Source organism: Chlamydia caviae GPIC (genome assembly GCF_000007605.1).
In the GTDB taxonomy this organism is placed as follows: domain Bacteria; phylum Chlamydiota; class Chlamydiia; order Chlamydiales; family Chlamydiaceae; genus Chlamydia; species Chlamydia caviae.
On record NC_003361.3, the window covers coordinates 263,097 to 286,548 of the forward strand.

Consider the following 23,452-nt stretch of genomic DNA (forward strand, 5'->3'; position numbering starts at 1 on the left):
TTGAACGAGGAGTATTGGATTTTAGAGGTGAAGGTCACCCCAAAATCTAGGGAAAATAAAATCGTTGGATTTGAAGGTGAGGTATTAAAAATACGTGTCACCGAAGCTCCCGAAAAAGGAAAGGCTAACGAAGCAGTGATTGCTTTGTTAGCCAAAACTTTATCTCTTCCTAAACGTGATGTCACTTTGATTTCGGGAGAGACTTCTAGGAAAAAAAGGCTCTTATTACCGAAGTCTACGGAATCGATAATTTCTCATTGGCGAGAACATGGACTTTAAACAGGGCCGCAGTTTTTTTCAGCTTCAGGTTTGTCGCTTTTCACAGCAGCTTTCTTATCTTTATTTTCTTTAAAAATAATAGAGCGGAATTGTTTACGTTCTGTTCTGTTGATTTTCAAGCCTAAACGACGGATAACATCTTCGTTAAATGTTGTTGTTTGTGGTAGGGGCTCAGCAATGATTTTTCGTAATCCCTCGGTATCTTGATGGCGATTGAGTAAATGATAGACCATTTGAGCTGCTTGTTTCCCAGATTTTTTAAAATCTACACCACAGGCAACGCAAGCCCCTTCGGCTACTAAAGAGAAATCATCAGTAATTACAGGAATTTTTTCTTTAAGGATATCTTCGATAAATGTTGTTCTTTGTTTATGAGCCAATGAGGAAAAGGGAATAAAAATTGCTGAGGGACGTTTGTCAATAGCTTGTTGGATACGTGTTTTGAAATTTGTCGCCGTTACAGGAATTTCCGTAACAGTGATTCCTGAAGCATGGAGTTTCTTCTCAATTTCTTTTTGTAGTGCTGAGGGGAAGGGCTCTGAAGGCTTTATATAGATCAAAGATTCTGCATTTGTTCTTACAGCTTGTATAGCAAAACAACATTGGTTGATATCTAGGGTATCGTTAACACCATAGATATTTGTTTGTTTTTTCGAGAAAGCTAATGTTTCTCCTTCAGGAACAGCAGCATAGATAATGGGCTTTTTTGTTTCGATTTGGCTCATAATTTTTGTCGCTATAGAGCCTAAGGTAACAATAGCGACAATATCTTGATTGCTATGCAACGAGCGTGCGATTTTTCTTGCCTTAACAACACTGTCTTCAGCGTTCACAACAAGAACTTCTGGACAGTTGTCTAAGGTTTTTAAAACATCTATACAGCTTTGGCTGCAATCTTCGAGTATCGAATGGGGAAAAGATAAGAATACAGCGACTTTCGGAGATCCTTGTTCTGGATTTGGCGAGGAGATAACTACAGAAATAAAGGAGCAGATAATGGAAAGGAAAAAAGCATATTGAGCAATTTTACGAAGAATCATAGTGACTACACCATTCTATCATATACAGATGTTAGAGTTAACCGTTGGCAAGCTGCCATAATGTCTTCAATTTTCCCTAAAGAAGAAAAACGAACATAGCCTTTTCCACACGCGCCAAATCCTTTACCAGGAGTGATGGCAATATGATACTGAGTTAAGAAAAAGTCAAAAAAATCTTCATCGGGGAGGATTTTAGGGACTTCAACCCAAAGATAGGGAGCGTGTTCACCTCCGTACACAGAAAACTCAGCTTTTTGTAAAGCCTCACGCAATAGTGAACTGTTGTGGCGATAATGGGCAATAGCCTCTAAATTTGGAAATAAAGAAGCCCCAGTAATTGCGGCTTCTTGAACGGGTAAAGAAGCCCCATTAAACGTCGTATGCAGGAAACGTTTCCAATCGTCAATTATAGGAAGACCATTGCTATAGCGCAGGTCTTTGGGAACAACATTCCATCCCAAACGCACTCCTGAAAACCCTAAAGACTTAGAGAAAGAGTTAATTTCTATAGCGCAAGAACGTGCTTCAGGAATCTCAAAGATACTTTTTGGTAAGGAAGGATCAGAGATGAATGCGCTATAGGCAGCATCAAAGAGAATGATACTTCCGTGAGAGTTTGCATAGGTGATAAGTTCTTCGAGCTGCTCTTTAGTCAATACAGTTCCCGTGGGATTGTTAGGAGAGCATAAACAGAAAATATCAATCTCCTCTCCTTGAGGAATCACAGGAAAGAAATCAGTTTCTTTTCTACAGGGAAGTTTAATAACCTTTTTTGCTCCTGCAAGGAGGGCTGTATCGATATACACAGGGTAGGAAGGATCTTGAACCGCTATCGTTTTCCCCGGACCAAATAGAGATAGCAGACGGAAAATATCCATTTTTGCTCCGTCTGAGATGAAAATCTCTTCAGGAGATACTTTCCCCTGATAGAACACCTCAGAGAGTTTTTCTCTTAAAGTTGATAAGCCTAGCTCAGGACCATAGCCGCGGTAGGTTTCAGGATTCCCTAACTTCTGTACAGATTTTGTAAAGGTGTCCATGACCGCTGTGTGCAGCGGTTGGGTCGTATCTCCTATAGACAGGTCTATAATAGAGACGTCAGGGTGTGCTTCACGAAAAGCGCGGATTTTTTGACGAATGCTAGAGAAAAGATAGCTGGTTTCTAATTTTGAAAAATTATTGTTTCTTTGCATTGCGCTTTTTTCGTTGGTCGTGGTTGTTAGACATCTTAAAAAAGGTCCTGCTTTTTGCATATACCTTTCTGTTTTTTTCTAAAGCGAACGCTTTACGTTAGCTAGGATGCCCCGGATCAACCTAACCATCTTCTCTGAAGAAGGGTTAAGAATTCTTAATTTTTAATATAAATACACTATCTTTAGCATTTTAATTAGGGTTTATTTTCAAAATAAGTTTTATAATTTAATTAGTTGAAAACATAAAAGATTATTTTTAGGTTTAATTATGAATCCAATTAACCCTTACCGAAGTTTTTCTACAGGATCATCACATGTTCCTAAAGACAATAAAGAAGATCCTCTTCGCGGCGTAGGGGAAGGCTCAAAGTTTACAAGAAGGGGTGCTGTTCGGAAAAAGGGTGTGCGCGGTGCTTCGGGATATCTTGAGTCTAGGGTAGGCAAAGCAGGAGATAAAAAAGCTCAGGCAGCTGCTGCTAAGATGTCAGGATTTGGGAAGGCGATTAAGGAAACTGGGGAAAAGGCTGCTGCGGCTGTGAGGGGCGCCGTGGGTGGAGTGAAGGAAAAAATTATTAAAACAGCAAAGGATTTGAAGGGGAAATTTCAAGAAAAGGTTGACGGGAAGAAAGAGAAGTCGGCTCCTGAACAAATGAAAGCCCTTGCTAAAGAGGCAAAGGAGAAGGTGGAGAAATTGGTTTCTCTAGGGAAGAGAGGGAGTACAGGGGAGTCCTCAGAGGGCCCTGTTTTCAAAATCCCTAGACCTGAAATTAACCTAGAAGGGGCGTCTACCTTTAGCCCAGATTTAGGTGCTATAGTCGGGCGGAAGCCGGTAAAAATTCCTAGAGCGAAAGTGCCAACGGGCAAAGGGGGTTCTAAAGTAGGGAAGCTTGCGGCAGGTTTGAAACGAAGTGCAAGGTCGGGTGGTATAAGAAGGAAGGGACCTAAGTTTGGTCCGGATTTAACCAAAGTCAGTCCTGAAAAGTTCATATTCCCCAGAGCTAAGGTCGGTGGTGATGGGACCACGAAAACCGAGGCACCAAGAAAATCTGAGCGTTTAGAGGGGAAGAAAAATAAGGGAATTCTTAAACAACCTGGAAAACCTAAAACAGGGGATAAGGGAGTGCGTTGGGCCGATCAGGAGAACAAGCCTCTTGAATAATCAGCTCTGGCGTTTGGTTAGATTTTCATTTTGTAAAACAGCTGCATCTTAAAAGATGCGGCTTTTTTTATATAAAAATCCCACCCAGTTCACTGGAGTAACTGGATGGGAAAGGGAAAGTTTTCTTTTTTTTGCGTGATTAAATTTACATTTAGAATCACAAGCTTAGGAGTGATAGAGGGTTCTCAGGCGGGCTTTTCCTGAGATTTAAGTATTCCAAACTCGTATTTTCCCTTATAAATATTCTTCTATTTTTGTCGTGATATTTTTCTGATTTTAATTAATTTAATTTTTAAACTTTATTTATTCAAATTAACTATTTCTGTGTTTATCTTCTTCATAATAGAAGTTTTAGATCAGAAGATAGGCAAGATGTGCTCTTTTTGTCTTATGTTTCCGAGTCTTTGGTTATGAGTTACCTATTGCTTTTAAGCTATTTTTGAGATGGATTTGATAAGATAGATTTTTTTGAATCCACGTGCGATATGTTGCTAAATAAATCAGCTCTTTCTATAGGTTGTGGATACCATGGGAAGACTGTTACGTTATAGTTGCTGTTTATGCAGCGTATTTATTTGCTATTTTGCATCTTGTTTAACTGCTGGAGCTCAAGAAACCGCGCGTTGTCCTGATTGTGAGAATTTTAGAAAGTCCGTTACGCGCTCGGATCAATTACCAGAAAATATTCAAGAATCTGAAAATGGTTGTTATCTTACGGGATATGTACAAGCTCTCGTGGATATGCATTTTTTAGATAGCTGTACTCAGGTAGTTGTTGAAGATCATGTTGCCTATGTATTTTCCCTTCCTGTAGATACTGTCCTTTCCAGTGCGATTATAGATTTTATTAAAGATCTACCTTGCATTACGGCTGTAGAAATTTGCGATAGCTCATATCAAGAGTGTCGCAATCGCTATAGAGAGGGTTGTCCCTTATTGCCAAAGCAGAGAGCTTTAGGAACGGAGATTGTCTGTGGTAAGGAGGGGGTATGGCTGCCTCAAAATACTATACTTTTTGCTCCGTTAATTGCCGATCCTCGTCAGGTAACAAATAGTGCGGGAATTCGTTTTAATGAGAAGGTTATAGGGAATCGCGTAGGTTCTGCTATTTTTGGTGGAGATTTCATTCTCCTCCGTCTTTTTGATATTTCTCGATTTCATGGAGATTTGGACGTTGGTATTCAAGGTGGAGTCTTTTCTGTTTTTGATTTAGATCACCCTGAATCCTGTATGGTCAACTCGGACTTTTTCGTTGCAGGTTTGTTAGGATTTGCCGTGGATAGATGGAGTTTCCGTTTGCGTCTTTGGCATCTTTCCTCACATTTAGGAGATGAGTTTCTTCTGAGCCATCCGAACTTCCCAAGGTTTAACCTTAGTGATGAGGGAATCGATTTCTTTGCTTCTTTACGCTATAATGCCCAGATCCGTGTTTATGGAGGTTTAGGCTATATCATTAGTCGAGATCTCTCCTTTCCTGAACGTCCGTTATATATAGAGGCGGGAGCAGAATTACGTCCTTTCGGATTGCGAGAGGGAAATTTGCATGCTCAACCTATTTTCGCTATGCATTTTCGCTTCTGGGAAGAGCAACATTTTGGCATAGATCAAACCTATATCTTAGGTATGGAATGGTCAAAATTCCGCGATGTGGGAAGAAAAATCCGTGCGTTCGTTGAATATCACCAAGGCTTCTCTAAAGAAGGTCAGTTTGTGCGAGAGCCGTGTAATTACTACGGCTTTCGCTTAACCTACGGTTTCTAAATTATACCTCTATGAATCCATCAGGATAAGGAGGATGTTCCGGTCCTATGGGTAGTCTATTATTGAGATATCTTCTGAAAATTTCGATTCCTGCTTGGGGAGTGGAAATACAAAATACGCAATTGCTTACCCATTCCGAACCGCGATTGGTTCCTGATTTGCAATTGCTTTGATATACAGGAGTCACTTTTTCTTTCCAATAGGATGCTGGCCCGATTAGGAATATAGGAACTGGGGGTTTCTTCCCTGTTTTTATACTGACAAGCTCAAGAGCAAATTCAAAATCTGTCCCCATTCCTCCGGTAACAAATAAAGCAAGATCAACATGGAAGTGTTCTTGACGTTGAATTAAAGAAGAGAGGCGGTAGGTCATTTTTGCTTGTATATAGGGATTTGCAGCTTGAGGGGCTCCCGGAGATTCCTCAAAATCTATAATGTTGCCGCATGAGAGAAGATTGAGTTCCATGGCAACTTCATTCCCTACAGCCATGGCTCCCGGACCGCCTCCTGTCATAATCGCTAAAGGAGTATTGGGGGGAAATCCAGGAATAGGCATGGATTGGGTAAGATCGTTAATCCCTTTTAAAAATGCTCGGAGGTCTTCTTTATACCCTTCTGAAACAATACACGAGCCGTGAATCCCAATAAAATAGGCAGAGCGAAATTGTTGAACACGTTGGGTGGGGACAAACATCCCTGTATTTTCCCCACGACGTTTTACATATTGTAAAACGCGTTTAGAGACTCTATCCACCCAAAATGTAGGAATGCCTGCAAAGTATAAATCCATAAGCAAGGAGCGGTCATGTTCAGAGAAGTACTCTCCATAGGTGTAAGAGGGTATTTGGAAATAGATTTGCTTGAGATAATAGTTTACATGATAAGAAAGCAACATGCCTTTAAGACAGGCAGAAGGGAAATATCTAGAGAAAAGCACTCCCTGACTTGTGATATGTCCTGTTTCCATAGCTTGCAGGAAGGGGAAGCAGGGTTGTTCCTCTATGTATTCTTGAAGATTCTCAGGCTGGGATTCTTTTTTATCGTATAGAGATTTTGCCGATCCTACTAACCAGGAATCTTGTGATAGTTCGGAGATTTCACTGCCCTTAGAAATAAATGTTGCTGCTTTTTCTTGGTCTCCTGGTGTCGTTTTGAAAATATCAAAAATACATTGTTCAGATTCTAAAGAAGATTTGAGTAAATCACGATAACAGAAGAAAGAATGTTCTTTATATGGCTCTATAGTGAAGAATTCTAGAGGAATGGTTTCTACAGGGACTGAGCTTGTTCCATAAAATTCGTAGATATCCCCAGATTCTTGTGTTGTGGGCTCTAAAATATTTGCCGCAGTATGTCGTACTCCTTCAGGAAGGAGGGAATCTACAACGCGAGCGAATACCGTGCGGATATGTAAGGGCTCGGTTTTTATAAGTAAAATACGATCGCGTAAGGGGAGTTTTTCACGTTCTACTTTATGCTGATATAGAGAAAGGAAATTTCTTACTCTCATGTTGGGTTGGCCTAATGCTTTTCCTATTAGAGGCAATAAACCATAAATTTTATGATCGTAGTGAATCACGCCAGGAAGTGTAGGAAGAGAGACTACGAGACGATCATCAATGACATCTAAAGAAATGAGATGTTCTAATTTTTTCCCAAAACACAACAGAGGCATGCCTGACTTATCCGTATGTTTTAGCATTCTCTCCAGGTATTGTGGAGAGCGTACTAACCTGCGATCATCAGAAGCAAATAACTTGGCAATATAGTCTCCAGGTTCTAACAAGGTAAGCATAACAGAGGCTATAGGGTCATGGCTGCTTATTTGCAGCAGCAAGCGGGCTCGAAACCGCTCTTTACTTAGTTCTGCTTCTTTAATCTTTGCATCCACACCTAATTGTGCAAGCGAACTTTTTAGATTGAGATGTAAGCAGTGCTTAGGTAAATGAAAACCCAAGAAGTACTCGGGGATATTTAGTATTTCTATTTCTCCTTCATAGGTATTAGGCGAAAGCATGCGTAGGGGAGAGGTTAGATACCCATCAGGAGAAGTTGCATCATGGTTCCTGTGGAATAAACTATACATATATATCCTCCAAAAAAAATCGGCTTTTGTAGCTCGAAAGCTTAGTTTTAGATGAAAAAGATTTTTAAGAAAACGGAAAGAAGCGTCTTTGCGATTGAGAATTATTTTTCTCTGGATACAATGGAGGGTTTTTAAAAAGGATGGGAAATATGCGAATTCCAAGAAGCGTTGGTACCCACGACGGTTCTTTTCATGCTGATGAGGTTACAGCGTGTGCCTTGCTTATTTTGTTTGATCTTGTTGATGAAGGGAAGATCATCCGTACACGAAATCCTGAGAAACTCGCAGAATGCGAGTATGTATGCGATGTCGGGGGTATCTATTCTTTAGAGGAGAAAAGATTTGACCATCACCAAGTTTCCTACGAGGGACCTTGGAGTAGTGCAGGCATGATATTAAATTATCTGAAAGAACAAAGACTGATGAGTTTGGAAGAGTATCATTTTCTAAATCAGACGTTAATTCATGGTGTTGATGAACAAGACAATGGAAGGTTTTTTTCAAAAGAAGGCTTCTGTTCTTTTTCCGATATCATTAAAATATACAATCCTGAAGAAGGCAAGAATTCTTCGGATGCAGACTTCTTTTTCGCCCTAAAATTTACTATGGATTTACTGAAGCGTTTGAGAAGTAAGTTCCGCTATGATCGCATGTGTAGAGATGTTGTCAGATCTGCCATGGAAAAAGATGAGTTCTGTTTGTTTTTCGACCGTCCTTTAGCATGGCAAGAGAATTTCTTTTTTTTAGGAGGAGAGCAGCATACCGCAGCGTTTGTCTGTTTCCCAGCCTGTGATCAATGGATTCTTAGAGGCATTCCGCCTACCTTGGATAGACGCATGGAAGTGCGTGTTCCCTTCCCAGAAAGTTGGGCAGGACTTCTTGGTAAAGATCTCGAAGAGGTCAGTGGGATTCCTGGAGCTATTTTTTGCCATAAGGGGCTCTTTCTATCCGTTTGGGATAGCAAAGAACATTGTCGACGTGCCTTGCAATTGGTATTAGAAAATCGAGGATTAGTGTGACCATTTTTGAAAAAATTATTGAAGGCTCCATAGAGTGCGAAAAAGTTTTTGAAAATGAGAATTTTATAGCTATTAAAGATCGCTTTCCCCAGGCTGCTGTTCATTTATTAATTATTCCTAAGAAGCACATCGAAAGAGTGCAAGATATGCAAGAAGAGGATTTACCTTTACTTGCTGAAGCAGGAAAAATTATTCAGCAATTGGCAGAAACTTTTGGTATTGCTGATGGATATCGTGTCGTGATCAATAACGGTATTGAAGGGGGACAGAGCGTATTCCATTTACATATTCATCTTTTAGGCGGAAGTGCCTTAGGGGCTATTGCTTAGTTTTTCTTTGTTTATTTACGCATGTGGCACAAGGATCACAATCTTTGCGTCAGCATTTGCTCATTCATGATTTCCCTGAAGCTATCAAGGAAGCTAAGACGCTATTGTCTTCTTCCGAGTGTTCACTTTCTGAAACGCGTCTTGCCTTGCGGGCATTAGCACAGGGAAAGGATTATACAGCCTGGAATCAGGAATTTAATAAATCTCGGCAACGCTATCCACAACTTGCTAAAGATCGTGATACTTTAGAAGATTTTTCCCAACAAATTCTCCGCGATGGGATCTCGCATCCTTCCATGACAGTCCGTGCTGTGAGTATTCTTGCTGTAGGCCTCGCTAGAGATTTCCGTTTAGTTCCCTTAGTGTTAACGAGTCTTTCTGATGATAGTGTCGTCGTGCGTACATTAGCTTTGCAAGTAGTTTTGCACTATGGAACGCAAAGTTTAAAAGATGCTGTTTGTGCCATTGCTCGTCATGATGAATCTATGCAAGTGCGGATAACGGCATACCAAATTGCTGCGATGTTAGCGATTGAAGAACTCCTTCCTTGTCTTAAAGAACGGGCAAATAACAAGCTTATTGATGGGGAGGAGCGTAGGGAAGCGTGGAAAGCCTCTTTGATGCTTACCCCGCAACTGCTCACAGGATCTAAAGTAAAAGAAGATATGGACCAGGCACTATTTGCCTGCGAGCTTTTAAGCCACGAAGGAGACGGAAAAGATGAAGAGGTCCTCTTAGATTTGCTATCTATTCAGTATCCTGAAGTGCAAGAGACGGCGTTGCGTGCTGCTTTGGCTTGCGGACGCGAGGTGAGCTGTGAATCTAAGAAAGTGGCGGATCAGGTGCGCCACATCGCACAAACATCACCATTTCCTAAAGTGCGTTTGCAAGCAGCAGCCGTACTCTATCTTCAAGGAAACTCTTTAGGAGAGGAGCTTTTGGTTCAAGGTTTACAATCTTCTTTTGCTTCTATTTGTGAAGCGGCTTCTGCTGCGGTGTGTTCTTTAGGGATACGCGGCAAAGATCTTGCCGATAGGTATCTGCATGTTGTGACATCTAGAAAGGCTGCAGCAGATCTTGCAATTTTACTTCTCGTGAGTCGTACAAATGTAGAAAAAGCAGGAGATGTCCTTGCTGAGTTTATCAGCGATCCTGAAATGTGCTGGGCTATAGAACAGTTTCTTTGGGATTCACAATGGAATCCTAAAAGCACAGCTCTTCCTCTCTACTTTGATATGGTGAAAAGGGAAATTGGTAGGAAGCTTATCTGCCTACTTGCCGTAGCAAAATACAGTAAGGTAAAGAAAGTCACGGAAGACTTTCTTGCTAACCGTCAGCAGCAAGGATGGAGTTTTTTTGCAGGTGTGTTTTGGGAAGAAGGAGATGAACAAGCAGCTCAGGAATGGACAACAGATAAGAGCTTTGCCTCTAAATTAGAATCTACATTAGCTACGCTATGTCAGAAAAAAAATAGCGAGTCCTTACATACAGCTATAGATCTCTATCCTAAAAGTCGTTGGCAAGACAAACTCGCTATCTTAGAAGGCATAGCATTTTCCGAGAATACAGAGGCTATAGATTTTCTTCTTGAGTGCTGCTATCACGAAACCCCTTCGCTACGTTGCGCAGCCGCAGGGGTTTTATTCGCTTTATTTAAGTAAATCCGCTTCCGTCAGCTTGACGAGATTATCTAAAGGATTCGAGGGATCATTAGCTACAGTATCGAGATTGTCTTTATACCTCTGTAAATCTTCAATTAATGAAGATAGGGCACGATCACACTCTTCCTTAGAAAAGAAAGATTTACACTGATTTTCTAAAACTTCTAAAAAACTATCAACAAATTGAATGACGTTGTGAATAAATTTTTTTAAATAAATGTTAGAATTCTTTTTTGTATTTTTATTCTTCATAAATTAATTTTAATTTGTTTCTTTTCTCTTTTTTTAAATAATAAAGACTTTTTTTCTATATTTTTTAAATATTCAATGGGTAATAGGGAGTTTTTATAGATTTTTAAGAGTAATTGTTTTACATTTGTATGAAAGTCTAAAGCGCTAGGATTTTTAGATATGCAAACAATGTCTTTTTCTTTGAAAATGCTTCGCGCTTCTCTATTTTCTTTAAGCTTCCATTATTCTGGTCGCTATCTCCATCGAATCTAAACTGTTTTTTTTAAGTGTTTTTTTTGCTGAAGACTTGAGTGGTTTCTGTCTTATTTAGACAGTTGTTCTTCGGCCTGTGTATTTTTTACAGTTGAGAGTTTCGAAATGAATTTTGGGTTATTTTTAGGTTGTTTGCTTGGCGTTCAGGCCTTTTGTTTATTTGTAGGTCGTCAGGGCGGTTCTGCAATTCAAGATCGCGATAAGTACTTTCTTGCGGGAAGAAGTTTAAAAACGTTTTCATTAACGATGACGTTTATTGCTACGCAAATTGGTGGTGGGGTCTTACTTGGTGCTGCTGAGGAAGCAGCACGTTATGGTTATGCGGTAATCTTATATCCTTTAGGTGTGGCTTTAGGGTTGATATTCCTTGGTGTAGGTCCGGGAAAGAAACTAGCCTCTGGATCTATAGTGACTGTGGTGACACTTTTCGAAAGTGTTTACAAGTCGAAAAAGCTACGTAAAATGGCCTTTCTTCTTTCAGCACTATCGTTATTTTTTATTCTGGTAGCCCAGATTATTGCTTTAGATAAATTGTTCAACGTTTTGCCCTATGGTAAGTACCTTACCGCTATTTTTTGGATAACGTTGGTATTTTACACATCTACAGGGGGCTTTCGTGGTGTCGTAAGAACAGATATTATTCAGGCAATTTTTCTTCTTATTGCTGTGATTACTTGTGCAATTTCTGTTTGGTACCGTTCTTCTGAGTTTACCCCTATACTTTCCAATGCGGTATTCGAGCCTTTGCCAACAAGTAAACTCCCGGGGTGGATTTTCATGCCTATGGTGTTTATGATTGTTGAGCAAGACATGGCACAACGTTGCGTAGCGGCATCATCACCGCGACGTTTGCAAATTGCTGCGATACTTGCGGGCAGTGTAATTTTGCTATTTAATTTCATCCCGCTATTTTTAGGCTCTCTAGGAGCAAAACTTGGCATTGCTCAAGGTTGCGTGCTTATTGATACTGTAGCTTATATTAGCGGTCCATCACTAGCAGCTGTTATGGCAGCAGCTATTGGTATCGCGATACTTTCTACTGCAGATTCCTTGATTAGCGCTGTTGCTCAGCTTGTCAGCGAGGAAGTCCCTCAGATATCTTCGATAAACTATCGTTATTTGATTTGTATTATTGCGGTGTTGGCGCCTCTTACTGCTATGGGCTTTAGCAATATCGTAGATTTGCTGATGTTAAGCTATAGCCTGTCCGTATGCTGTCTTTCCGTCCCCATAGGTGCTGCTCTTCTTACGCGTTATCAAGCTAGCACAGCGGCAGCTTGGGCAGCAGTACTTATAGGTGCAGGTGTCTATAGCTGTGGGTATGTTATCACAATTCCTTTCTCCAGGGATTTGATTTCTTGGTTATGTTCATTGCTCGCGTTTGTCTTTGTTGAAATTCTCTACGTATACAGCAGGAAGCCTTCAGAAAGGGAAGCGTAATCTTTTCCTAGAGATCTCTTGAGTTAAGGAATCTTTCCATAGATATTCTCTGAATTCACCTTCTTGTTAGAAAACAAGAAGGTGAGGGTCGTTAATTAAGTTATCTTACGTCAAGGTTCGGAAGTTGTTTTAAGCTAGAAAGAAGATCTATAAGAGAGGATAGGAAGGCTTGGAACAAAGGTTCATCGGAATGATCGGAGATGCCTCTGAGTAATTTTCTACAATAGTAAATTAGCCAATATAAGGCGTAAAATAGACATTGTAGAAGATAGAGCTTGCATGTTTGTGTTACCATATACCTCCATGAAGAAAATACTCTTATTCCTTCATTGTTGTTTGAAGATCAAATAGATAAAACAAACAAAACTTTTCAATACAAATCTTTTTAAAAAGATTTGTATTTTTAATTTAATTAAATTGTTTTCCGCACTTAATTTTGTTTAATTGCGAACGTGGCGAATTAATTATATATTTCCAAAAGCTAGATTTTGGGAAGGCTAGGATGTTTATCCCCCTATTTCTTGATACATAGGGGCCGCGTCTTCTTTTCTGATAGAGGAGAATAAATCTGTAAGTTCTTCGGGAGTGACGTGCTGTTTCCCATCACAAAGAGCTTTTTCTGGACACTCGTGCATTTCTATGATCAATCCATCGGCTCCTGCCGCCATAGCAGCTTTTGCAAGGGGAACGACTAACGAGCGTTTTCCAGCAGCGTGGGAGGGATCCACAATTACAGGAAGAGGGCAGATCTCTTTCAGTAGGGCAACCGTATTGAGATCTAGTGTGTAGCGTGTAGACATTTCAAAAGTGCGTATGCCGCGCTCACAGAGAATGACTCCAGGACATGTCGGAGAATTAAGAATATATTCAGCTGAGGATAGCCATTCTTCTATAGTTGCTGATGGATGACGTTTAAGAATAATGGGACGGTGACTGCGACTAGCTTCCTGAAGCAAAACAAAGTTTTGCATATTTCTTGCCCCTATACGAAGGATATCGACATTTTCTGCTGTGATTTCCACATCCCTGACGTCTAAAACTTCTGTTTCTGTAAGTAATCCGTGAATACGTTGCGCTTCTTTATGCCAGATCACCCGTTCTTTTTCCCATCCCTGAAAAGAGTAGGGGCTGGTTCTAGGCTTTCTTACTGAGCCTCGCAGTACCGTAGCTCCTGCTGCTTTAGCTGCAAGACCTATAGCTACCGTATGCTGGTAGCTTTCTAGAGTGCAAGGACCCGCAATGAGAAGCGGAGAGCCTCCTCCTACGGATATTTCTGAAGATAGGAAAAGGATAGTATTGGGATCTTTAGGAGATCGTTTTAATGTATGCGGTAGGGGGAGGGTAGTCGTAAGAATAAGAAAGCTTCCCTTATTTTATGGTTGATTCGGTGGGGTTCCAGGATGCGTCGTTCTCGTAGTGTCGCTAGCATCTTTTGGTAATAAACAGTTGTAGTGGTTATTAGCATGTAGAACAAAAATTCCTGCTTGTTGTTCTGAGGCATAGTCCGTCTGGAAGAAACCATGGTTATTTGCCAACGGTGTTAATTGGCGTACCGTTTGTGTTAAACTTCCATCTGCTAGGTATTGACAAAGCGCTAAAGAACCTAAAGCAGAAGAAATGGCGCTAATATGCTCGTCTTCCGCTTGCGTATTTACAGAGTTAAACATCCGCATCAGCTCGTGAATGTCCATAGTATTGAGATCATGGATGAAGGATTGCGAGGCTTCTGGATAGGCATTTCCTCTACGCACTAAGGAAAATAGGAAGACTTTTTGTAAATTGTTATAGGTAATGATTTTTTCAAGGTTTGCCCAGAATAATAGATTCCAGCGGTGAAAGTCCTCTACAATGCTCGTTTTAATGCGTGTCGTTTGCTCAGAGATGTAGGTGGTTAACCTGGTCGTGACCTCTGTATTGTCTTCTAATATCTGAGGATAAGTACTTAAGAAACTATAGAGTAAGATGTCCAAAGTGAGCGTTTGGCTAAATGGTCTACTCGCATTTTGAGGCGTAGCTCTGTGACCTACGATATCCAAATGCTGAATAAAATCTGCCCATAGCTCAGGATAGTTTGTCCGTACTTCTTGGACTAACGCAGAAGTTTTTTCCGGATTCCCTGAGTTCATAATTTGGAAGAAGTCGTTTCTCATGGTCGGGCAAAGAGAAAGCGCTGCAGGATCCTTAGCTAAGAAGGCTAGTATAGCTTCAATAGTTTGAGGGGTAACGTCATCTCCAAATGTCGGACCGGACCAACAGAAGGTTCCGAAAATACTGCTTCCTGTAGACAGCACGCGATGCGTATTGATATTCTTTCTCAAGGCTTGTTGCAGATGCGGTTGAAAAAGCAGCATAATCTGTTTTGCATCCTTTGCAGTAACCAAATTTTGAAGTAAAGAGGGGTATTGCAATAGGAAGAAGAACATCTTTATTCCTTCCGCATACACCTTATCTTGAGAATTCGCCGAGGCCTCTAAAGGTAATCCTTTAAATATCTGAGATTCGGTCATTTCAAGATACGACATAGCTAAGTTTGTATTTTGATAGATATGCGCTAAAATAGCATCTAAGGAGGTGCGCAACTGTGCCTCAGAAAGAGTCTGTGGCGTGATTTGCATTAACTTAGCAATAATTCTATAGGTAAGACCTAATTGTGTAATAGTACTTGAAGATTTAAATCCGTCACAAAGACCTAGGGCAACCTCAATCAGGCTGCCAGCCTGTTTTTGCTTCCAGGAGCTTTTTAGCTTCGCATCAAGTGCCGAGGCTTTTTCCCCACGCCATCCTAAAAATCCTACTAGGGATTGTTCATCCCCTAAAGTATTTTTGAGGAGAGCTTGTGCTTGTGTTAAGAAGTCAGAGCACACGGCATTATTCGCTACACATGAGGGATGAGAAAGAAGGAAAGAAAGAAGGATTAATGATGTAGCTAAAGGAGGGTTAGGCCTTTTCTCAGTAATTGCCTGGGAGAATTTTCTGTAGTGGCCTCGAATTTCTCGGGGAAGATTTCGTATAATAGGAGCAACATTTGTTTCAGTTAAATCTCCAGAAACTAAAACCGTTGATGCAACGTCGATAAGCTCATTTAATGATGCTTGAAGCTGCGCAGCTGCTTGCTGTTGTTCCTGGGGTAATTGTTGAACATCTTGATCATTGAGGAGGAGCTGGGATAGGAATTCCAAAGCGAGAGAACACTGATCAGCAGCTCCTGTTATTGGCAATACATTGCCACGGAAGATATGATTTAAAATTGGGCTAGATGGTTGTGTTTGGATGATTTTTTTCAGCGAGTCCGCCAACATCTCCGGAGCTTCCGTCATCTGACCCAAGATTAAAGCCCTGACGTTATCTTCTCCCCCCAGACTAGTTATACGGTTTTCATCCATAGTGAAAAGAGCGAGATTCTTTAAGTAAGAAATCGCTATAGGGGTATGCAGTGGAGAAAGAAGAACGTTATCGTATAGGTCCTTGATATTTTGATAGTGTTGGCAAGAGCGGATAACCGTAGCCATTTGCTGAGACAATAAGCGGTTTCTTGCTGATGATCGTGCAAAAGGGAGTCCTAAAATACGCTGAGCTTCATTTTCGAATGCTTGAGGATCTCTGGAGCGCATCAAAGAAGACATCCAACCTATGTGGAAAGAACGGTAAAAACAGTTCCCATCTCCAGGAACATCAACGAGATAATAATGTTCATTCAAGTGTTTTAACTGACTTAACTGTAGCTTGGCAACTTGGACGTCTTCATTCTGAGGATTTCCTGTTTGGATGCTATGTTCCAGATCCCTCATTATCATTTGGAAATGCGATTGGATACGTTTAGGATAGGTAGCCACGAATAGGGGATTCAGGATTTGTGCCGCAGTGATAGTTAAACGTGCACTATTTGGAGATAGTCCCTGTTCGTTAAAGTTTACCATAGCTTCTAAGGATTTTCTATCCACACCCGCAGGCACAACGCCTAATCCCTGCATGCTGTCTATGATTTCAGTTAGCGAAGGTAATCCCGGCACTGGGCTAGGGGCCGGCGCCGCTGGGGGGAGATCTAATGAGGCCTTGGTAACGGGAGGGTGTTGAGGCTGTGGAGCCGGAGCCGCGGGTTGTTGTGCGGGAGGAGGGGTGGTATCTGCTGGTGGTGGCACCTGTCGTGTATCAGCCCGTTGTTGCGTCGCTGGCTCTTGAGGAGGTTGCTGGGTTGGGCTTCTTGGTAAGAGCGGAGAGGGTGCAGGTGAAGATAGTGGGGAAACTCTTGGAGATGATGTTGGGGATGTCGTCGGTGAAGGTGACTGGGGTTGTACAGGGATAATGGGTCTAGCGGTCTTATCTCTTGCATGATGCGTGCAATAATGGAGAAGCAGAAGGAGACCCAGTGTAATGATATGCAGTAGCACATAAGCAACCAACCTTAAGACTCTAATAGACAAAGGGTCTTGCGGATTGGTTTGTAAATGATAGAGATTATTTCTTCCTGGAGAAGGACAGGAAGGAGGTGGAGAAGAAGGTGAGGTCATAATTGATTTTTTTTGGGTATAACTGCATACTTACTCGCTGTCGACGTCAATTAATATAAAGCATATTCGAGTTTGATGATTTATTGTTGTGTATATAAATTATAACATATTTTTAGTTATTCTAGCATAGTTTTTATGAAACAGTTTACTTTTTACCTCCGAACCTTGTTGTGTTTACTTTGTTTATTCTCAGCGGGCTGTACCTCTTCCTCTAATAATAGGGATAAACTTTGGATAGTGGGAACGAACGCCACTTACCCTCCTTTTGAGTTTATCGATGAGAATGGGAAAGTCGTGGGTTTCGACATAGACCTTGCTGAAGCTATCAGCAAAAAACTAGATAAACAGTTAAAAGTTACAGAGTTCTCTTTTGACGCTTTAATTTTAAATCTAAAAAAACACCGTATAGACGCTATTTTGGCAGGAATGTCGATTACTAGATCGCGTCAAAAAGAAATCGCTATGATTCCTTATCATGGAGAAGGTGTTTGTCAGTTGACTGTCATATCTAAACAACCCTTAAGTAAAGAAGATATTCTTCCTTTATCTAAACACTCCTCAGTTGCTGTGCAAACAGGAACCTTCCATGAAGATTACCTACTATCTTTGTCAGGAGTGAAAGTACGTTCTTTCGATAGCACTTTAGAGGTGTTGATGGAGGTTGGTTCTAAAAAATCTCCTGTGGCAGTTCTTGAGCCTTCCGTTGCTCGTGTAGTATTGAAAGAGTTCCCTGATTTATATACGACAACTATAGACCTTCCTGAAGATTGGTGGGTTTTAGGTTGTGGTTTGGGAATAGCAAAAGATCGCCCCGAACATTTAGAAGAAGTTCAAAAGGCTTTGGATGAGCTGCAAGCAGAGGGAGTAGTCCGAGAATTAGAAAAGAAATGGGGCTTAGATCAAAAGAAGTTTTAACATTTCTTTTATTAAGAAGAATCTTCCTATTAGAAGATACTTCTTGTCTATTTTTGCATTTTTCTTTTTTAAATTGTCTTTAGACTTCTTTTTTAAATTTCTTTTCTTATATAAGAATTAATTTGTTTGAGTTTTTATAAACTCTTACAATTTGATCTTTTCTATTTTTTTTGTTATTTTCTTTCTGATTATTTTAAGGGGCTGTGTATGTTTGGTTCCTTCCCGTGCTATCCTGGTTTTAAGGATAGTGCCCAGTATGCCAACACGCATTTTTATTGTTCTTCTTGCAAGAGTGTTGCCCAACCCACCGAGGTTTCTGTTCTTGTTGTGGGTAGTGATGGGCATCCTAGTGGTGTGGCTCCCGTTTTGCGATGTAAGAATCATCCGATTAAGGGGACATATTCTTCTGGGCCTATGACAACACTGTGGGGGTTACATCCTAAGGATGCCGAGGCTATTGCTATTCGTGAACAAATGCGTAACGTATGTTTTCGAGTACGTAATTTAGATATTTGTACTTTGTTAAGTTGTTTGGCAGGCGGCGTTCTACTTCTTTCAGGAATTATTCTTGGTATGATTGTTGCTGCTCCTGTATTTCCTGGATTACATCACTGGTGTTTCCCTGCGATTTTATTAGGTATTGGTTTAATCTTGTGTTTGATGGGAGCAATTCTTAATTATTTTTCCAGGGCACGTGTGTGGGAATGGCTAAGTCTTTCAAAGGATTATACAGAACGTTGTGATCTTGTGCATATTCAAGACGGAACGGAAAAGTATGTCGTGCTTACGGATTTTCCTCCTTCATGCCATTTGTTAGATCCTATATTAGCTAACAATGGTCTTGCCCAACCTACAATCCCTTTATCTTCTGCGGAACTTCCAGTTGCCGAACCCGCTTCCTCTTTCCCTTAATTTTCTGGACAGTTACAATTTGGCTTTTAGGAATGTGCCGGGGATTGTCTGTGAAAAACAAGATTCAGGGAGATTTTTCATCAGGGAAATTAATCTTTTTAGGATCAGGAAATCCCGAGGGGATTCCTGCGGCCTTTTGTTCCTGTGCGATTTGCACAGGAAAACAGATCCGGCGTTTGCGTTCTTCCGTGCTTATTGCATGGGCAGGAAAGAATTTTCTTATTGATGCGGGGCCAGATTTCCGACAGCAGATGTTGGAAAATCATATTCAGCAACTCGACGGAGTATTTCTTACTCATCCCCACTACGATCACATCGGTGGGATCGATGATTTGCGCGCTTGGTATGTGATGCATCAACGTTCTCTTCCCGTTGTTGTTTCCGCATTTACCTATAAATATCTTTCTAAAACTCGTGAGCATATTGTTTTCCCTCAAAGTAGTGCCACAGCACTCCCCGCTTCTTTAAATTTTACTATTTTAAACGAAGCCTATGGAGAGAGTACATTTTTAGATCTTCCTTATACTTACGTCACCTATTATCAAAAATCTTGTGAAGTTATGGGATACCGTTTTGGAAATCTTGCCTATCTTACGGATATGAATAGATATGATCATGAGATTTTTAGTTATCTTTCTGGAGTGGAAACATTGATTTTATCAGCTTCTCCTAATCAGCCCCCTCCGGCTTTTCACGGATACGGACACGCGCATTTTACTTTGAGTCAGGCAGAAGATTTTGCTTCTCATGTAGGAGCAAAGAAATTAATCATCACACATATCAGCCATAACTTACAAAAAGAGCTCGCAGATTATTCTGATAAGGTGTGTGCTTATGATGGTATGGAAGTTTCCTGGTCTTTGTAAGGATAGATAATGAAAAAAAAGCCTAAAGAAGAGAAAAAGAGTCGAGAGAGTGCGCTAGGATGGCGTTTTTCTCTTCCTCGAGAAGAGCAAGATCCTTCTCAAGCTTTAGCCGTTGCCTGTTATACAGGCAAAGCTGATCAAAAGAACATAGAAGAACATAAAGAAGAGCTCGTTTCTCTTGCTGAATCCTGTGATATCACAGTGTTAGAAACACGTTCATGGATTTTACGCATGCCGTCATCTTCAACGTATTTAAATGAGGGGAAACTATTAGAAATCGAGGAGATTTTACAGGCGTTTCCTACTATTGGTACATTGATAGTTGATGAGGAAATTACTGCTTCACAACAGAGAAACCTGGAAAAACGTTTAGGCCTTGTTGTTTTAGATCGTACAGAGTTGATATTAGAGATCTTTGCTAGTCGTGCCTTCACTGCAGAAGCTGGACTTCAGGTAGAATTAGCCCGCGCACGTTATCTTCTTCCTCGGTTAAAGAGAATGTGGGGGCACCTATCACGTCAAAAATCTGGAGGTGGTAGCGGCGGAGGTTTCGTTAAAGGAGAGGGAGAGAAACAAATCGAACTCGATAGAAGGATGATTCGTGAAAGGATTCACAAATTAACTTCTGATCTTAAATCTGTAGAAAAGCAAAGGAAAGAGCGTCGTAAGGCTAAGGAAAGACGGGGCATCCCTTCATTTGCTTTGATTGGATATACTAACTCTGGAAAGAGCACATTATTGAATTTTTTAACCTCTGCAGAAACTTATGCTGAGGATAAGCTGTTTGCTACTTTAGATCCTAAAACGCGCAGGTGCATTCTTCCTTGTGGTCAGCGTGTTCTCGTTACCGATACAGTAGGATTTATCCGCAAATTACCCCACACCCTTGTTGCAGCATTTAAAAGTACTTTAGAAGCCGCTTTACATGAAGACGTTTTACTTCATGTTGTGGATGCTTCGCATCCCTTAGCTTTTGAGCATATAGAGACAACGAAAGCGATATTACAAGAATTGGGAATTGAGCATCCTAAAATCGTTACAGTGTTAAATAAGATCGACGCACTTCCTGATAGTAAAGCCTCTGTGAAACTTCGTTTGTTATCCCCCCGTGCTGTACCCGTCTCTGCAAAAACTGGAGAGGGGATACAAAATCTTCTTGAAGCGATGACAGAGATGGTTACCGAAGGATGTCCCGAGGTAACATTAAAATTTTCTTATAAAGACTATGGGAAATTTACTGAGCTTTATGATGCTGGATTAGTACGTTCACATCGCCGTAAAGATGATATTTTAATCGTAGAGAGCTACTTACCCAAAGAGTTGGAGAAAAAGTACCAACCGTTTATTTCCCGCCCGCGTTCTTCTCAAAAGAAAAAAGAAGATTAGGTTGTATTTCAGGAAGTTTCTTTATAAGCTAATAAGAAAAAAGAGAATCTTTATTAGTGAGGAAAAGTAGGGATACTTTAGAATACTGTCTTCTTATTTTTTTCGTGTCTCACTAAAAACTTATGACAGTTGTAGAAGTAAAGGGAACGTTTAAGCTTGTTTGTTTAGGGTGTCGTGTAAATCAATATGAAATTCAGAGTTACCGAGATCAGCTGAATTTTTTAGGCTATCGCGAAATTACTGATCCCGAGGAGCCTTGTGACCTGTGTATTGTCAATACCTGTGCTGTTACAGGGTCTGCAGAAAGCTCTGGACGTCATGCTGTACGTCAAGTTTGTAGACAGAATCCCGATGCTTTTTTAGTGATTACTGGCTGTTTAGGAGAGGCTGATAAAGAATTTTTTAATTCTTTAGAAAGGCAATGCCTTCTTGTGTCTAACAAGGAAAAGCATCAGTTAATGGAGAAGATTTTTCCTTCCATTCAAGATCTTCCTGAGTTTCGTATCCGTAGTTTTGAGGGGAAGTCTCGAGCTTTTATTAAAGTTCAGGATGGGTGCAATTCCTTTTGTTCGTATTGTATTATTCCTTATTTGCGTGGTCGGTCACGTTCACGTCCTATTCAGGAAATTCTTGATGAGATTTCTGGACTGGTTTCTCAGGGATACCAAGAGGTTGTTATTGCGGGGATTAATGTTGGTGATTATCAAGATGAGGGGAAGTCTCTAGCGCATCTTATCCGTCAGGTGGATGAGATCAAAGGTATAGAAAGAATACGGATTTCTTCGATAGATCCTGAAGATGTTCAGGAAGATCTTAGGGATGTATTGCTTTCAGGAAGACATACCTGCCATTCTTCGCATCTTGTTTTGCAATCGGGGTCAAATGCCATTTTAAAACGGATGAATCGTAAGTATTCAAGAAGTGACTTTTTAGATTGTGTAGATGCTTTGCGTTCTGTGGATCCTCGATATGCTTTTACAACAGATGTGATTGTTGGCTTTCCTGGTGAGACAGATCAGGATTTTGAAGATACCCTACGGATTATTGAAGATGTAGGTTTTATCAAGGTGCATATTTTTCCTTTCAGTCCTAGAGAACGAACAAAAGCCTATACGTTTGCTTCTCAACTTCCCCAGTCTGTGATTAATGAAAGGAAAAAGCACCTGGCCCATGTTGCCAAAGAAATCGCCCGTAGGGAGATGGCACAGCGTATAGGGGAGACGGTTTCCGTCCTTGTTGAAAGAATTGATCAAGGTATAGCTTATGGGCATTCTCCATATTTTGATATGGTAGGCTTTCCAGCAGATTCTACTGTTGCTGTGAATACGTTAGTCAATGTGTATATAGACGCTGTTGAAGAAGATACTCTTAAAGGAAAACGTATATGATTAAAATAACCCAGAGTTTTAAACCTTATACGTTGATTCCTGGAACATTTATGCCTATTCCAGGATCTGAGCTTTATGCTCAGATCTTTCCTACATTATGGCGTATATTTTCTGCTTCTCATGAACTTCTTAATGAGGGTTATGTAGAAGCTCAGGGACCTTTAAAACGCTTTGCTGTTTTCCAAGATTTGCACCGTGGGGGCTTATCTGTTGTTTGTGAGCAGTATAAATACTACATTCTTCCTTCTGGGAAAAAGGTAGATTCTTTGAAAGGGCATTTACCCCACGCAGATTCTGCACAACCCCTGCTTTCTTTAGGTGTGCATAAACACGCAGATTTGCATAAGATTCGCTATCGTAGAGATTTAAAAGAGGTTCTTCCTTTATTGCTACGCTTGGGTTCTCTTACTCCTGAGTCTTCAAGAGATGAGGAGGTTTTAAAGAAGGGAAGTGGGACATTATTCGTTGATGCTTATCAAAAGATTCAAGAAAGAAGGAAGACGGAGATCTACGCAGCCTTATCTTCTTTATATCTTGCGGGCTTTTCTGAGAATCTTTTGCCTAGGATTTACGATACTGAATATCAAGGCATTCTTCATGAGCTTCCTAAAAAGAATCTACGGGAAAATATTCCTTTCCCTCTGCTTTTTTATACCCTGGGCATGCTGCGGGATCTCTTTATTTTACGTGATAAGGAGATTGTGGAAATCCTTCCTTCCCTACCCCCAGAGTTTCCTTGTGGAAGATTTATCGATGTCCATCTGCAAGGAATAGGGAAATTATCTTTAGAATGGAGTAAAAAGACCATCCGTCGTGTTTGTTTGCATGCTGAGGAAACTGGACCCGTATTGTTAGCTTTCTCTTCAGAATTATCTCATTGCCGTTTACGCCAATGGGAGAAGAAACAGTTAGTAAATTCTTCTAAGGTTTCTTTAGGAGAAAGTATGGAGATAAAAGCAGGAACTACGTATTTATGGGATTGTTTCCATAAATAAGATAGTTTTCT

Annotated in this window: 20 protein-coding genes; 13 read left to right on the top strand and 7 right to left on the bottom strand. The window is 40.6% G+C overall.

The window, feature by feature from the left end:
• Positions 1 to 279, top strand: coding sequence for a DUF167 domain-containing protein (locus CCA_RS01270; protein WP_011006216.1), 279 nt, complete (start codon positions 1 to 3; stop codon positions 277 to 279).
• Here the strand turns inward: CCA_RS01270 and CCA_RS01275 are convergent.
• Together CCA_RS01275 and CCA_RS01280 are read right to left on the bottom strand one after the other, a co-directional pair.
• Complete coding sequence (locus CCA_RS01275; protein ID WP_011006217.1) at positions 276 to 1,319, bottom strand: ABC transporter substrate-binding protein; 1,044 nt, start codon at positions 1,317 to 1,319, stop codon at positions 276 to 278. The genes CCA_RS01270 and CCA_RS01275 overlap by 4 nt on opposite strands.
• 5 nt (positions 1,320 to 1,324) lie before the next feature.
• Positions 1,325 to 2,512, bottom strand: coding sequence for an LL-diaminopimelate aminotransferase (locus CCA_RS01280; RefSeq protein ID WP_011006218.1), 1,188 nt, complete (start codon positions 2,510 to 2,512; stop codon positions 1,325 to 1,327).
• 268 nt (positions 2,513 to 2,780) lie between these two features.
• Between CCA_RS01280 and CCA_RS01285 the strand changes: the two genes are divergently transcribed.
• The gene (locus CCA_RS01285; protein ID WP_011006219.1) at positions 2,781 to 3,671 is read left to right on the top strand and encodes a hypothetical protein; all 891 of its coding nucleotides are present in this window, start codon (positions 2,781 to 2,783) and stop codon (positions 3,669 to 3,671) included.
• A 528-nt stretch (positions 3,672 to 4,199) separates the two neighbouring features.
• A complete protein-coding gene (locus CCA_RS01290) occupies positions 4,200 to 5,432 on the top strand; it encodes a DUF1207 domain-containing protein (RefSeq protein ID WP_083747993.1) in 1,233 nt (410 codons plus the stop codon).
• 1 nt (position 5,433) lies between these two features.
• On the opposite strand, the gene CCA_RS01295 is transcribed toward CCA_RS01290, so the two are convergent.
• A complete protein-coding gene (locus tag CCA_RS01295; protein WP_011006222.1) occupies positions 5,434 to 7,518 on the bottom strand; it encodes an LOG family protein in 2,085 nt (694 codons plus the stop codon).
• A 149-nt stretch (positions 7,519 to 7,667) separates the two neighbouring features.
• On the opposite strand from CCA_RS01295, the gene CCA_RS01300 reads away from it, so the two are divergent.
• From CCA_RS01300 to CCA_RS01310, 3 genes are read left to right on the top strand one after another with little or no spacing between them, the layout of a single operon-like run.
• Positions 7,668 to 8,537: an MYG1 family protein gene (locus tag CCA_RS01300; protein ID WP_041462201.1), complete on the top strand. Its 870-nt coding sequence runs from the start codon at positions 7,668 to 7,670 to the stop codon at positions 8,535 to 8,537.
• Complete coding sequence (locus CCA_RS01305) at positions 8,534 to 8,866, top strand: histidine triad nucleotide-binding protein (RefSeq protein WP_011006224.1); 333 nt, start codon at positions 8,534 to 8,536, stop codon at positions 8,864 to 8,866. Before CCA_RS01300 ends, CCA_RS01305 begins: the two co-directional genes overlap by 4 nt.
• Before the next feature lie 44 nt (positions 8,867 to 8,910).
• Positions 8,911 to 10,527, top strand: coding sequence for a HEAT repeat domain-containing protein (locus CCA_RS01310; protein WP_041462243.1), 1,617 nt, complete (start codon positions 8,911 to 8,913; stop codon positions 10,525 to 10,527).
• On the opposite strand, the gene CCA_RS01315 is transcribed toward CCA_RS01310, so the two are convergent.
• Positions 10,516 to 10,779, bottom strand: coding sequence for a hypothetical protein (locus CCA_RS01315; RefSeq protein WP_011006226.1), 264 nt, complete (start codon positions 10,777 to 10,779; stop codon positions 10,516 to 10,518). The two genes, CCA_RS01310 and CCA_RS01315, sit on opposite strands and share 12 nt — an antisense overlap.
• A 357-nt stretch (positions 10,780 to 11,136) precedes the next feature.
• Between CCA_RS01315 and CCA_RS01320 the strand changes: the two genes are divergently transcribed.
• Positions 11,137 to 12,471: a sodium:solute symporter family protein gene (locus CCA_RS01320; protein ID WP_011006227.1), complete on the top strand. Its 1,335-nt coding sequence runs from the start codon at positions 11,137 to 11,139 to the stop codon at positions 12,469 to 12,471.
• Positions 12,472 to 12,571: 100 nt separating this feature from the next.
• Here the strand turns inward: CCA_RS01320 and CCA_RS05235 are convergent, their stop codons facing one another.
• The 3 genes from CCA_RS05235 to CCA_RS01330 all read right to left on the bottom strand — a co-directional run bounded on the left by CCA_RS05235 (position 12,572) and on the right by CCA_RS01330 (position 16,979).
• The gene (locus CCA_RS05235; protein WP_011006228.1) at positions 12,572 to 12,766 is read right to left on the bottom strand and encodes a hypothetical protein; all 195 of its coding nucleotides are present in this window, start codon (positions 12,764 to 12,766) and stop codon (positions 12,572 to 12,574) included.
• 211 nt (positions 12,767 to 12,977) lie between these two features.
• Positions 12,978 to 13,826, bottom strand: a complete 849-nt coding sequence (aroF, locus tag CCA_RS01325; protein ID WP_041462202.1) for a 3-deoxy-7-phosphoheptulonate synthase — start codon at positions 13,824 to 13,826, stop codon at positions 12,978 to 12,980.
• Between the two features lie 18 nt (positions 13,827 to 13,844).
• Complete coding sequence (locus tag CCA_RS01330) at positions 13,845 to 16,979, bottom strand: membrane protein (protein ID WP_011006230.1); 3,135 nt, start codon at positions 16,977 to 16,979, stop codon at positions 13,845 to 13,847.
• Between the two features lie 135 nt (positions 16,980 to 17,114).
• On the opposite strand from CCA_RS01330, the gene CCA_RS01335 reads away from it, so the two are divergent.
• The 6 genes from CCA_RS01335 (at position 17,115) to CCA_RS01360 (ending at position 23,441) form a co-directional block, all read left to right on the top strand.
• Positions 17,115 to 17,894: a transporter substrate-binding domain-containing protein gene (locus CCA_RS01335; protein WP_011006231.1), complete on the top strand. Its 780-nt coding sequence runs from the start codon at positions 17,115 to 17,117 to the stop codon at positions 17,892 to 17,894.
• A gap of 207 nt (positions 17,895 to 18,101) precedes the next feature.
• Complete coding sequence (locus CCA_RS01340) at positions 18,102 to 18,806, top strand: hypothetical protein (protein ID WP_011006232.1); 705 nt, start codon at positions 18,102 to 18,104, stop codon at positions 18,804 to 18,806.
• A 32-nt stretch (positions 18,807 to 18,838) separates the two neighbouring features.
• Positions 18,839 to 19,672, top strand: a complete 834-nt coding sequence (locus CCA_RS01345) for an MBL fold metallo-hydrolase (RefSeq protein ID WP_011006233.1) — start codon at positions 18,839 to 18,841, stop codon at positions 19,670 to 19,672.
• A gap of 9 nt (positions 19,673 to 19,681) precedes the next feature.
• Positions 19,682 to 21,058: a GTPase HflX gene (gene hflX, locus CCA_RS01350; RefSeq protein ID WP_011006234.1), complete on the top strand. Its 1,377-nt coding sequence runs from the start codon at positions 19,682 to 19,684 to the stop codon at positions 21,056 to 21,058.
• Between the two features lie 122 nt (positions 21,059 to 21,180).
• Complete coding sequence (mtaB, locus tag CCA_RS01355; protein ID WP_011006235.1) at positions 21,181 to 22,446, top strand: tRNA (N(6)-L-threonylcarbamoyladenosine(37)-C(2))-methylthiotransferase MtaB; 1,266 nt, start codon at positions 21,181 to 21,183, stop codon at positions 22,444 to 22,446.
• Positions 22,443 to 23,441: a hypothetical protein gene (locus CCA_RS01360; protein WP_011006236.1), complete on the top strand. Its 999-nt coding sequence runs from the start codon at positions 22,443 to 22,445 to the stop codon at positions 23,439 to 23,441. Before mtaB ends, CCA_RS01360 begins: the two co-directional genes overlap by 4 nt.
• Positions 23,442 to 23,452: the final 11 nt, after the last annotated feature.

Excerpts from the sequence above, each read along its gene's own strand:
- CCA_RS01275 (WP_011006217.1), bottom strand. The coding sequence starts at position 1,319 with ATGATTCTTCGTAAAATTGCTCAATATGCTTTTTTCCTTTCCATTATC.
- CCA_RS01280 (WP_011006218.1), bottom strand. The coding sequence starts at position 2,512 with ATGCAAAGAAACAATAATTTTTCAAAATTAGAAACCAGCTATCTTTTC.
- CCA_RS01285 (WP_011006219.1), top strand. The coding sequence starts at position 2,781 with ATGAATCCAATTAACCCTTACCGAAGTTTTTCTACAGGATCATCACAT.
- CCA_RS01290 (WP_083747993.1), top strand. The coding sequence starts at position 4,200 with ATGGGAAGACTGTTACGTTATAGTTGCTGTTTATGCAGCGTATTTATT.
- CCA_RS01295 (WP_011006222.1), bottom strand. The coding sequence starts at position 7,518 with ATGTATAGTTTATTCCACAGGAACCATGATGCAACTTCTCCTGATGGG.
- CCA_RS01300 (WP_041462201.1), top strand. The coding sequence starts at position 7,668 with ATGCGAATTCCAAGAAGCGTTGGTACCCACGACGGTTCTTTTCATGCT.
- CCA_RS01315 (WP_011006226.1), bottom strand. The coding sequence starts at position 10,779 with ATGAAGAATAAAAATACAAAAAAGAATTCTAACATTTATTTAAAAAAA.
- CCA_RS01320 (WP_011006227.1), top strand. The coding sequence starts at position 11,137 with ATGAATTTTGGGTTATTTTTAGGTTGTTTGCTTGGCGTTCAGGCCTTT.
- CCA_RS05235 (WP_011006228.1), bottom strand. The coding sequence starts at position 12,766 with ATGGTAACACAAACATGCAAGCTCTATCTTCTACAATGTCTATTTTAC.
- CCA_RS01330 (WP_011006230.1), bottom strand. The coding sequence starts at position 16,979 with ATGACCTCACCTTCTTCTCCACCTCCTTCCTGTCCTTCTCCAGGAAGA.
- CCA_RS01335 (WP_011006231.1), top strand. The coding sequence starts at position 17,115 with ATGAAACAGTTTACTTTTTACCTCCGAACCTTGTTGTGTTTACTTTGT.
- CCA_RS01340 (WP_011006232.1), top strand. The coding sequence starts at position 18,102 with ATGTTTGGTTCCTTCCCGTGCTATCCTGGTTTTAAGGATAGTGCCCAG.
- CCA_RS01345 (WP_011006233.1), top strand. The coding sequence starts at position 18,839 with ATGTGCCGGGGATTGTCTGTGAAAAACAAGATTCAGGGAGATTTTTCA.
- hflX (WP_011006234.1), top strand. The coding sequence starts at position 19,682 with ATGAAAAAAAAGCCTAAAGAAGAGAAAAAGAGTCGAGAGAGTGCGCTA.
- mtaB (WP_011006235.1), top strand. The coding sequence starts at position 21,181 with ATGACAGTTGTAGAAGTAAAGGGAACGTTTAAGCTTGTTTGTTTAGGG.
- CCA_RS01360 (WP_011006236.1), top strand. The coding sequence starts at position 22,443 with ATGATTAAAATAACCCAGAGTTTTAAACCTTATACGTTGATTCCTGGA.